At 38.6% G+C, this 11,744-nt stretch carries 11 protein-coding genes; 2 read left to right on the top strand and 9 right to left on the bottom strand.

Annotated elements, in window-relative coordinates; all coding sequences use genetic code 11:
- The first annotated feature begins 28 nt into the window (after positions 1-28).
- Both pepA and AM305_RS03090 read left to right on the top strand, forming a co-directional pair.
- A complete protein-coding gene (gene pepA / locus AM305_RS03095) occupies positions 29-1,525 on the top strand; it encodes a leucyl aminopeptidase (RefSeq protein WP_005823086.1) in 1,497 nt (498 codons plus the stop codon).
- A 65-nt stretch (positions 1,526-1,590) separates the two neighbouring features.
- Complete coding sequence (locus AM305_RS03090; protein WP_005823084.1) at positions 1,591-2,655, top strand: AI-2E family transporter; 1,065 nt, start codon at positions 1,591-1,593, stop codon at positions 2,653-2,655.
- A gap of 29 nt (positions 2,656-2,684) precedes the next feature.
- On the opposite strand, the gene AM305_RS03085 is transcribed toward AM305_RS03090, so the two are convergent.
- The 9 genes from AM305_RS03085 to tolB all read right to left on the bottom strand — a co-directional run bounded on the left by AM305_RS03085 (position 2,685) and on the right by tolB (position 11,726).
- Positions 2,685-3,398: a YwiC-like family protein gene (locus AM305_RS03085; protein WP_005823083.1), complete on the bottom strand. Its 714-nt coding sequence runs from the start codon at positions 3,396-3,398 to the stop codon at positions 2,685-2,687.
- Between the two features lie 77 nt (positions 3,399-3,475).
- The gene (gene pfkA / locus AM305_RS03080) at positions 3,476-4,450 is read right to left on the bottom strand and encodes a 6-phosphofructokinase (protein WP_005823081.1); all 975 of its coding nucleotides are present in this window, start codon (positions 4,448-4,450) and stop codon (positions 3,476-3,478) included.
- Between the two features lie 99 nt (positions 4,451-4,549).
- Positions 4,550-5,740 carry an aminotransferase class V-fold PLP-dependent enzyme gene (locus tag AM305_RS03075; RefSeq protein WP_005823079.1) on the bottom strand — a complete coding sequence of 397 codons (1,191 nt, stop codon included), beginning with the start codon at positions 5,738-5,740 and terminating at the stop codon, positions 4,550-4,552.
- Positions 5,733-6,419: a thermonuclease family protein gene (locus AM305_RS03070; RefSeq protein ID WP_005823077.1), complete on the bottom strand. Its 687-nt coding sequence runs from the start codon at positions 6,417-6,419 to the stop codon at positions 5,733-5,735. The genes AM305_RS03075 and AM305_RS03070 overlap by 8 nt, the downstream gene beginning before the upstream one ends.
- A 40-nt stretch (positions 6,420-6,459) precedes the next feature.
- Entirely contained in the window at positions 6,460-7,593 is a 1,134-nt protein-coding gene (argE, locus tag AM305_RS03065; protein ID WP_005823075.1) for an acetylornithine deacetylase, read from the bottom strand.
- A gap of 14 nt (positions 7,594-7,607) precedes the next feature.
- Entirely contained in the window at positions 7,608-8,384 is a 777-nt protein-coding gene (locus AM305_RS03060; RefSeq protein WP_005823073.1) for a hypothetical protein, read from the bottom strand.
- A 12-nt stretch (positions 8,385-8,396) separates the two neighbouring features.
- Complete coding sequence (locus AM305_RS03055) at positions 8,397-9,785, bottom strand: basic amino acid/polyamine antiporter (RefSeq protein ID WP_005823071.1); 1,389 nt, start codon at positions 9,783-9,785, stop codon at positions 8,397-8,399.
- 169 nt (positions 9,786-9,954) lie between these two features.
- Positions 9,955-10,425, bottom strand: coding sequence for a peptidoglycan-associated lipoprotein Pal (pal, locus tag AM305_RS03050; RefSeq protein WP_005823069.1), 471 nt, complete (start codon positions 10,423-10,425; stop codon positions 9,955-9,957).
- A 20-nt stretch (positions 10,426-10,445) separates the two neighbouring features.
- A complete protein-coding gene (gene tolB / locus AM305_RS03045) occupies positions 10,446-11,726 on the bottom strand; it encodes a Tol-Pal system beta propeller repeat protein TolB (protein ID WP_005823067.1) in 1,281 nt (426 codons plus the stop codon).
- Between the last annotated feature and the right edge of the window lie 18 nt (positions 11,727-11,744).

Raw genomic sequence — 11,744 nt, 5'->3', positions numbered from 1 at the left:
TTATCTCAAAAAAATCACGGGAGTATTTATGGAATTTAGCGTAAAAAACGGAAGTGTCGAAAAACAGCGTACAGGCTGCTTAGTTGTAGGTGTATATGAACCACGCCGTTTATCAAGTGCTGCGGAGCAATTAGATAAGCTAAGTGATGGCTATTTAAGCAATTTATTACGTAAAGGCGATCTGGAAGGCAAAGCAGGTCAAACCCTTTTATTACATAGCGTACCCAATGTGCCTGCCGATAGAATCCTTCTTGTCGGTTGCGGTAAAGAACGTGAGCTCACTGAACGCCAGTATAAACAAATTACCCAAAAATCAATTCAAGTGTTAAATGAGACCGGTACGACCGAAGCTGTATCATTTCTAACCGAGCTTCATGTCAAAGGACGCTCGGCTTATTGGAATGTCCGTTTTGCGATTGAAGCAATTCAAGAATCCCAATATAGCTATAATGAATTTAAAAGCATAAAACCGGAAACAAAACGCGAACTACGCCGTGTAATTTTTAACGTGGCGCATCGTAAAGATTTAACGGAAGCAGAACGAGCTTTAAAACAAGGTAGTGCAATCGCTTTAGGTGTAAGTGCAGCTAAAAATGTCGCAAATTGTCCGCCAAATGTCTGCAATCCGGCTTATCTCACAAAATTAGCAACGGAATTAGCTGAGCAATATGAGACGATTTCAACAACGATTGTCGATGAAAAACAAATGACTGAATTAGGCATGAATGCTTATTTAGCTGTTTCTCGTGGCTCAGAAAATCCGGCTTATCTTTCAGTAATTGAATATAAAAACCACCCAATCCCTGATACAAAGCCAATTGTACTCGTAGGAAAAGGCTTAACATTTGACTCTGGCGGCATTTCAATTAAACCGGCTGAAGCAATGGATGAAATGAAATATGATATGGGCGGCGCAGCATCTGTTTATGGCACAATGAAAGCCTTAGCCGAAATGAATCTGCCTTTAAACGTTATTGGTGTACTTGCCGGTTGTGAAAATATGCCTGATGGCAATGCCTATCGTCCGGGGGATATTTTAACCACCATGAATGGCTTAACCGTAGAAGTACTAAATACCGATGCGGAAGGGCGCTTAGTTTTATGTGATACGCTCACTTACGTTGAGCGATTCGATCCAGAAGTAGTCGTTGATGTTGCAACTCTAACCGGTGCTTGTATGATTGCTCTTGGTTCACATAATAGCGGTTTAATGTCCACGCATAATACGGTTGCCCATGATCTCCTTAATGCGGCAGAACAAGCTGATGATAAAGCTTGGAGACTACCGCTTGGCGAAGAATATCAAGAGCAATTAAAATCAAATTTTGCTGATCTTGCTAACATCGGCGGACGTTTAGGTGGCGCTATTACAGCTGGGCAATTCTTGTCTAACTTCACGAAAAAATATCCTTGGGCGCATTTAGATATTGCTGGGACGGCATGGAAATCAGGTGTGGCAAAAGGCGCAACAGGTCGTCCTGTACCTCTGCTTAGCCAATATCTCATTAACAAAGCATCCGTTTAGTCAATATACAAGCGGTTAAATTTGCAAAATAATAAACAAATTTAACCGCTTTACTTGGTATTATTATGCAAACGTCTTCCTTAACTCGCTTTTTCTTGGCAACGGCTGCTGTCGTTATCATTTTAGCCGGAGTGAAATTAGCCGGAGAAATTGTTATTCAATTTTTACTCTCCCTATTTATCGCCATTATTTGCTCTCCGGTTATTCGATTTATGACAAATCGGAAAATTCCCCTTGGGTTAGCTGTCGCCTTTTTATTTGTTTTGTTTATCATCGCTTTCTTTTTTCTTGCGAGCATGATTAACAATACCATTCGAGAATTTACAACGTCCATTCCGCTCTATAAAGAAACATTGGCAGTGAAACTCAATACTTTAGAAGGTTTTATTCAAAAGTGGAATATCCCAATATCTCTGCCCGAAATGAGTATTTTAGATAATTTTGATCCGAGCGTTGTCATGAGATTAGTGAGCCGATTGCTACTCAGTTTTTCGGATGTGGTTTCTAACATTTTTATGCTCTTACTTGTAGTGGTATTTATGTTATTTGAATCCCCTACGATTAAGCATAAATTAGCTATTGCTTTTAGCCATAACAACCTGAAAAGCATTAAACAAGAAGAAGATCATATCAATCGCGTAGTGGAAAGTATTATCCGATATTTAGGCGTCAAAACTGTCGTTAGTGCCTTAACTGGCTTTTGCATTTGGTTATTACTTGAATCTTTTGGTGTGCAATATGCGGTATTATGGGCCGTTTTAGCATTTTTGTTAAATTATATTCCCAACATAGGCTCTATATTGGCGGGTATTCCGATTGTGCTACAAGCACTAATCCTTAATGATTTCCCGATTGCGGCCGGTGTTACAATTGGTGTTGTGGCGATCAATATGATCGTTGGTAACATTCTAGAACCTAAGATGATGGGAAAAACATTAGGGTTATCTACCCTTGTCGTAACATTATCCTTACTATTTTGGGGCTGGCTACTTGGTACTGTTGGTATGCTACTTTCCGTGCCATTGACCATGGCGCTAAAAATTGCCCTTGAATCAAGCCCAAGAACCATTCAATACGCTGTTTTATTAGGCGATGTACCCGAATTAGAAAACACAGAAAAAACAAAATAATCCATTGAGGGCGAATTATTCGCCCTTTTTTACGAAAGGCATAACGCAATCAAAAATAGCGTTAAGGTAATAAATTCAAACATACCAACTTGCTTCACATTCCAGCCTAAATAAGGTACAAGAATACTTCGTGCTAACGCAAAAAGATAAAAGGTAAAAAGTATATCCTTTCCTAAAATAAGGTAAATCACAGCTAACAACATATGACTTAGTATATTCAACTCCAGATAGAGCGGATTCTTACGTTCCCTTACCATACTTTTCACATAAAATGTCGTTGCAATAAAAAAGAGCGTAGGATGAAGCAAAAAGCGAAAATCCAGTGAGGAAGTGGCTAAATAATAAGTTGCCATTCCCACTACACCGAAAACTAAAATACCGGCAATATCATTGATTAAATGGCGTTCATCTCGTTTTTTAGCATAAAAATACTGAATAATCCCCAAAGGAAACAGAGGCAAAATAAAAAACAATAGATATGGTTGAGTAACAAGCACAGGTAAAGCAAAGGCAAGACTGAAGGCAAAATAAATTATTGCCCAACGTTTATTTCGAGGCGTAATTTTTTTACTAAATAGTTGAAAAAACGGGTAAGAAAAGAGATAAAGAAAAAGCCAAGCAACACCAAACAAAATAAGCTCGTAGCGCCATTGTTTAGCGTCAATAAAAGCATATAAAAAGGGCAAGAGCGCCATAGCTAAAGCGCCATACTGATTTGAAATAACCGGTTTTTCTTTAAACATAGGACAGAAATCTTGACTAATTTAGTCAGAATTATCTGCAAAAAAAAGCGGTTTTTCAACCGCTTCTTTAAAAATGATTAGAATAATTTACGAGAAGTCTCAAATAATTCTTCTTTGAATGGACGACGCATATTATTGATCGCATCAATAATATCGTGGTGAACGAGTTTTTCATTTTGAATACCCACGCAGCGACCGCCAAAGCCTTGTAATAAAAGCTCTACAGCATATACGCCCATACGAGAAGCAAGAATTCGGTCAAATGCGCAAGGTGCACCACCACGTTGTGTATGTCCTAATACGGTTGCACGGGTTTCATGACCAAAACGAGCTTCGATCTCTTTTGCCAATTGGTGAACATCCGTCATCAACTCTGTGATTGCAATAATCGCGTGACGTTTACCTTTATTAAAACCGTCTTCAATGTTACGCATGAGCGACTCTTTATCTAAGCCTTTTTCTGGTACGATGATATATTCACAACCACCAGCAAGTGCAGCACTTAACGTTAAATCACCACAATGACGTCCCATAATTTCAACGATAGAAATACGTTGGTGTGATGTTGATGTATCACGTAAACGGTCAATTGCTTCTAATGCTGTTTCAAGTGCAGTTTGGAAACCGATCGTATAATCTGTACCTGCAACATCGTTATCAATGGTGCCAGGTAAACCGATACACGCAATACCGTGTTCTTCAGTTAATAATTTTGCGCCCATGTATGAGCCATCACCACCGATAACCACTAATCCATCGATTTCGTATTTTTTTAATGTTTCAACACATTTTGCACGCACAGCAGGATCTTTAAATTCAGGGAAGCGAGCAGAACCTAAGAATGTACCACCACGGTTGATCACTTCAGATACTGAACGGCGTTCAAGTTTAATCAAGCGGTCATGGAATAAACCATAATAACCATCTTGAACACCATAAACTTCTAATCCTTCACTTAATGCTGCGCGCACTACACCACGGATTGCAGCATTCATACCTGGTGCATCACCACCACTGGTTAAGACCGCTATACGTTTAATTTGTTTAGCCATTTTGACACCTTATATTTTAAAAATTAAAAAAATTTGAAATTGAAGTTAGCTTAAGCCATTTTATGGCATGATTCTACCACAAAATTACTATTTTTTGATCTAACCAGATAAAATCTCTAATGCAAAATCTAAAGCTTCAAAGAAGCGGTCGATATCTTCGGCATTATTGTAATGTGCAAGCGAGAGGCGTAATGTGCCTTGTTGAGCTAAATAGCGTATATAAGGTTTCGCACAATGCTCCCCTGCTCGAATAGCGACCTGACTTTCCGTTAAAAAAGCGGCAACATCCGCATGATGAACTCCTTGGATTGTAAAACTAATCGTTGAGCTAATGTGTGAGCCCAATATTTGCAAATGAGGATATTTTTCTAACCGCTTGTAAACATCATTAGCCAGTTGGTAAAGTTCGCTATTGAGTTGCTCAAAATCCCACTGTTCCAACCATTGTAAAACTTGCCCAAAACCAATAATACCAGCGATATTTGGTGTTCCGGCTTCTAAGCGATAGGGCAAATCGGCAAGTGTTAAATGCTGTTCGCTTACCTCTTTTAGCATTTTACCGCCATAAAAAAGCGGTCGTAATTTTGCCAAACTTTGCAAACGCCCCATCAGCACACCAACACCATTCGGACCATACATTTTATGAGCGGAAAATGTGTAGAAATCGGCATCGATTTCTTGAACATTCACTTTCTCAGAACAGACAGCTTGAGCAATATCAAGCAAAATATAAGCCTGACTATTTTGGCGAATAAGTGCCACCAATTTCTCTGCCGGCTGTCTCACACCAGTTACATTGGATACCAAATTAAACGCCACGATTTTGGTCTTTGGAGACAAAACATTTCTTAATTCATCTTCATCTATTTGATAATGCTCATTAACCGCTAGCACTTTTAATGTTGCTTTCGTTCTGCTAGCGAGTTGCTGCCAAGGGATAAAATTCGCATGGTGTTCCGCAACTGAAATGACAATTTCATCGCCTTCTTTCAGTAAATGCTCTAATCCATAAGCCACAAGATTGATAGCATGGGTTGTACCACTTGTCCAAATAACCGCTTCCCGATTTGCAACATTGAAACGCTTAGCCACCAAATCTCGCGCTAATTCATACTGCTGTGTTTGAGACAGATCGTATTGACTGCGGTGAACAGATCCTGCCGAAGCATAAAAAGCGGCGGTACTATCTATCAGAACTTGTGGCTTTAATGTTGTTGCCGCAGAATCTAAATAACACCAATCTGGAGAATGTTGAAAAAAAGGGAAATGCTGTCGAAATTGATTATTCATGACGTCTTTTCATTTTTCTATATAACGAGTTGCAAGGAATGCCATCGCCATTTCCATCCATTGTTTTTGAACCACACTGACGAAAATAACGGTTAGCCTCTTCAAAAGTTTTAAAATAAGCACAACTTAACTTTTGGCTACAATCATAAACGCTCATTTGAGGGAATGAGGGAGTTAATGCACTCGAATGATTTGAGGGATAGCCCGTTCCCTTAAGACGCCGCCATTCGGCAGGGTTAAGCGGATTTTTATCTTGCCATAAACCTAAATTTTGCTGTTTGGCTTGTTGCTGAGCCTGCTCATAAATGGGTTGTGTTTCTCGGTAAGCCCACGCCATTCCACGCTGAACTAAGGCTAAATTGATATTTTGCTCGCCTTCATAAACTACCGCCAATAATCGATGATATTTATCATAACCACTACTTCGTAGTATGACTTGCTTTTTAAAAACTAAATTAGCTAAAGCCTGTTTAGCTCGGTTGCCATAAGGTTGAGAAGATTCAGGCGCATCAATATGCTTAAGGCGAACCTTAATTGATGCTCGATCTTTTAAACATGTTAGTGTATCGCCATCGCTAATGCCAATGACTTTACATTGAAATTCACGCTCATTTGTAGCATAAACAAGCGGTGAAATTTGCATGAAAATAAACAAAAAGAGAAAAGAAAGTAATTTCATGAGATTATACTAAGTGGAGCCTACTTCTGTAGGCTCTCAATTACATACAAAAATGATGAATTAACTTCGTGAGAAGTTCTCTCGTGGGTTCAATGTATTTTGTTTCTAAAAATTCATCCGGCTGATGTGCCTGCTCAATAGACCCCGGACCTAAAACTAATGTCGGGCATAATTGCTGAATATAAGGTGCTTCCGTACAATAGTTAGCTGACTCACAACGTTCTCCCAACAATTTTTCAACCACCTGCACAATTTGTGCCGAATGTTCACATTCATAACCAGGAATACCATGATGAAGCGGACGAATTTCAATTAAATCTTGATATTTTTCTAACATTGGCGCCAAATGTTCCAACATGAGATGGTGTAAATCTTCCACTGGTAAATTTGGTAATGGACGCATATCAAGCTGTAATTCACAGCACGCACAAATACGATTAATTGCATCGCCACCGTGAATATTACCAAAATTCATTGTTGGGTAAGGCACTTTAAAAAATGGGTTATTGTAACGGTCTTTTAATTGATTGCGCATAATGGTTAAATGCCCTATTGCTTCATGCATAAGCTCAATTGCATTAATGCCTCGCTCAGGATCACTTGAATGTCCACTTTTGCCTGTAATGCGAATCGCCTCTCCCATATGCCCTTTATGTGCACGTATTGGTTTTAATGACGTAGGCTCGCCAATAATGGCACAATCCGGTCTAATATGGCTGTGTTGAGCAAAGGTTCTTGCGCCTAACATTGTAGTCTCTTCATCAGCTGTTGCCAAAATACGAATTGGCTTTTGTATTTTGGTTAAATCCAAACCGCTTACCACATCAACCACAAAGGCAAAAAAGCCCTTCATGTCAGCAGTACCTAAGCCGTAAAACTTGCCCTCTTTTTCCGTTAAATTAAACGGATTATATGTCCATTTTCCTTCATCAAAGGGAACAGTATCCGTATGACCAGCAAGTAATAAACCACCATCTCCCTCGCCATAAGTCGCTAAGAGATTATATTTATTTCGGCTATCTTCCACTGCTAAAATTTCGGTGTGAAAGCCTAGCTCATTTAACCAATTTGCTAATAATTCAATGAGTTGTTTATTTGATTGATCTTCCGAAGCTTCTAAACTTGATATAGTAGGAATAGCAATCAATTGACGATATCTTTCTACAAATTTCATCTATATTCTCCTAATTATACATGTTTCAAGGAGCGGCATTTTAATAACGCAAAGCCCGCTAAAATTTCCCAAATCATAATGGTATAAATACTGATACGCTCTAAAATTGGTGAGAAAACACTCGGAACAACCATCGTAAAAATTAAGCAGCCTAAGCCTATAAAGCCTAAAAGCAAACTGTAATACTTAAATTTAGCTAAATATGATTTAGGTATATCAAGTCCTGAAACAAGTAAAACCAGATTTCCAATAATAATGGTAATGCCCAACCCTAAATTATGTAAACCGCCTTCTGTATAGTGACCTGTTGTAATCCCTGAAACAAGTAAGCAACCAATCGCAAAACAAATCGCCAAAAAGCCACTGAGAATCCAATAATGTTTATTCGACATTCGGTAAACACCTAGAAAATAGAACGGTATAAACATATAAGCTTGATATTCAAATACCGCTCGCATTACCTGAGGCATCGTAGCAAGTACACTTTCCTTTCCATCAACCATCGCGCCTATCGGGAAAAAGAGTTCTAACGTAGAATGATGAACATAAGCCGTAATTGAACGCTCGCTAAATAAAATGGCAACATGCTCCCCAAATAAATAGAAAACGCCCCCAAAAGCAGATAATACAGCCACAAGTAACATTAGCCCCGTAAGGCTTTTTCTGACACAAGGGTGCATTAAATAAGGGTAAATGGCGATGCCAAACGAACCATTATTAAAATAATCTCTTACTTTATGTGAGACTGAAGCCACTTGACTAAGTAAGTTTTCAAGAAATTTAACCTTCATACAAATAAGCCTTTAAACCAAAGCATAAATGGCGCTAATAAACAGCACCGATGACATCAACAAAGCACATTTTTCAACACCTGAAAATAACAGCGATTTTTCTTTCTGATAACGAGTATAAAAAAATAGCACAACACCAGGCATATATAAAATAACAGAAAGCAATAAATAATCGATGCCTGCTGCATAAACCAGCCAGAAGCCATAAAGTGTTGCCATAAATCCTGTGAGTTTAATATACCAAGCACTTTTCATTTGAAAAGCCACTTTCAGCAAATAAACACCCACTAAAAAATAAGGAATCAAAATCATGGTAGTCGCTAATTGAATCAGAACATCGTATCCTTTGCTTGTAAAGAAAACCACAATAAGGATCAATTGTATAACAATATTTGTTAGCCATAGTGAGATGATTGGTGTTTCATTTTCTTTATTTAAAAATGCTGGAAATACGCTGGTTTTGGCAGCCTGGAACATAATTTCAGCGGAAAACATTGTCCAACTCATATACGAAGCCAGCACGGAAACAATTAAGCAAAACGTAATTAAAATCTTACCGCTTGTACCAATCATATGCTCCATCAAGCCTGTCATAGATGGATTTGCCATGTTTGCAATTTCTTCACGAGGTAAAATACCTAAAGAAAGTGAGGTAATCAGAATATAAAGCACTAATGCAATGACAATCCCTAAAATAGTTGCAATACCCACATCTTTTTTCTTTTTAGCGTGAGCAGATAAGACAGTTGCCCCTTCAACACCGACAAAAACCCATAGCGTAATAAGCATCGTATTTTTTATTTGATCAATTAACGGAGAATTGAGTGTTTCACCACTAAAATCGTACTTAAATTCATCAAAAGAGAAAAAATAGATTGCTACCAAAATAAAGATAATGAGAGGTAAAACCTTCACAATTGTTGCAATTAAATTGACATAAGCAGCTTCTTTTACCCCTTTAGCAATGAGAAGATGGATAAGCCATACAATGATTGAAGAACAAAGAATAGAAATAAAGGTTGTGCCGTGTCCGAATAGTGTAGTTTCCGGCGTATCAAAAAACATACCAAAACCACTGAAAGCCACTACAAGATATCCCACGCTTCCAATAGAAGTACATAGCCAATAGCCCCAAGCTGCCAGTCCTCCGATTAAATCGCCAAATCCTTCTCGAGCGTAAGTATAAATGCCACCATCTAATTCAGGCTTTAAGCGAGAAAGGAAGAAAAAGGATAAACCAAGAAAAATAATCCCAATTCCTGTAATTCCCCACCCAATCAATAAAGCTTCTGTTCCAGCAACAGCAGCCATATTTTGAGGCAAACTAAATATGCCCGAACCTATCATAGAGCTGAGCACTAATGCTGTAAGGGAAAAAAGCCCAACTTTACCTTGCGACATTGAAATAATCCAAACTACTTATTTTAAAAAAGCGCATAATTTATCATAAAAATAGAATAAGGCATAATACTTGCCCAAATTATATAAAGAGATAAAACATATACATTTGATACAAATAAAGCCCTGATAATCTCAGGGCTTTATTGTCAAGAAACTAATAAATTTAAAATTAGTATTCTAATACTGCACGACGGTTTTTCGCGTAATCAGCTTCTGTGTGACCTAACACAGCTGGTTTTTCTTCACCGTAAGATACAGTTGAAACATTTGTTGCACCTTGTTGTGCTAAGTAGTTTTGTACTGCGTTCGCACGACGTTGACCTAATGCGATGTTGTACTCTGGTGTACCACGCTCATCTGCGTGACCTGCAACAGTTACGTTCGCTTTAGTTGCGTTTAATAATTGTGCATGAGCATCTAATAATTGACGGTATTCACCTTCAATTGCATAGCTATCAAATGCAAAGTAAACAGTGTTATAACGAGTTTGTAAATCTTGAGCAGAGATACCACCGAAAGTTTGACTGTCTGCTGCAGCATTTGCGTTTGCATTTGCTGCTGCGTTATCTGTTGAGCTGCTGCACGCTGCTAATACGAAAGCCGGTGCTGCTACCATTAAAACTTTAGCTAGTTTTTTCATTTGTAACTCCTAAGAGAAAATTATTGTTTTGTTAAATAAGGTGACCAAGCAGGGAATTTATATTGTCCTCCCGTACCCGGCAGATTTGCTTTAAAGCGACCATCTGCAGACACCAATTGTAGCACTTTACCCGTACCTTTGGTAGAGCTATAAATAACCATTATGCCATTAGGTGAGATGCTTGGACTTTCATCCAAAAACGTAGAGCTTAATACTTCCGTGCTACCAGCAGCAAGATCCTGTTTTACAACTTTATCACCAGCAATCATGATTAAACTTTTGCCATCCGATGACATTTTAGCATTATAGGTTTTTCCACCACCTACAGCACTAACACCACCACCTGATGAACTCATTCTATATACTTGCGGAGAACCTGAACGGTCTGAAGTAAAGTAAATAGAACCACCATCTGGAGACCAGCTTGGTTCAGTATTATTCCCCGCATTTGCAGTTAATTTACTCGGTGTACCACCATTAGCACCGACAACATAAATATTTAACTCGCCATCTTGGTTTGATGCAAAAGCAATTTTTGAACCATCGGGAGAGAATGCCGGAGCACCATTATGTCCTTTTAAGGCTGCTACGACTCGACGCGCGCCAGAACGAAGGTCATGAACAACAACCTGTGGTTTCTTATTTTCAAAAGTGACATAAGCTAATTTTGAACCTTCAGGAGACCACTCCGGAGACATAAGAGGCTCTTTACTTTGAACAACGGTAAAAGCATTAAATCCATCATAATCAGAAACACGAAGTTCATATGATGATACACCTCTTTGCACTACATAGGCAATTTTTGTTCTAAATGCCCCTCGAATTTGTGTAATTTTCTCAAAAACTTGATCACTTACCGTATGTGCACCTTGACGAATTTGTGCAGCCGGCACTTTAAATGCCCCTTCAGTAAGAACAGCAGCGGGATTACTTAATACATCAACTAATTGATAAGCAACATTATAATATCCACCACCTGCTGGTGTAACTTGTCCAACAACAACCATATCGACCCCAATATCAGTCCATTGCTGGGAAACAACCTCCCCTGCTGAACCAGGTTGCGCTGGTAATTTTGAACGCTCTACCGGTGCAAATTTACCACTATTTCTTAAATCATCTGATACAATCTGTGCAACATCTGCCGAATCCCCTCCTTTGAAGGGAACGACTGCAATAGGTTGCGCCATGCTAACACCTTCATCAACAGAAATTACGACATCAGATTCAGCACGAACTACATTACTAAATAATAATGTCATAATCCCTAATATACTCGTAATACGAGATTTTAGATTCATATTTAAACCCCTAGGTTA

This window comes from Actinobacillus minor NM305, from assembly GCF_000175195.1.
Lineage (GTDB): Bacteria > Pseudomonadota > Gammaproteobacteria > Enterobacterales > Pasteurellaceae > Haemophilus_A > Haemophilus_A minor.
The sequence above is the reverse complement of the archived record's forward strand: the minus strand, read 5'-3'. Positions and strand labels throughout refer to the sequence as shown.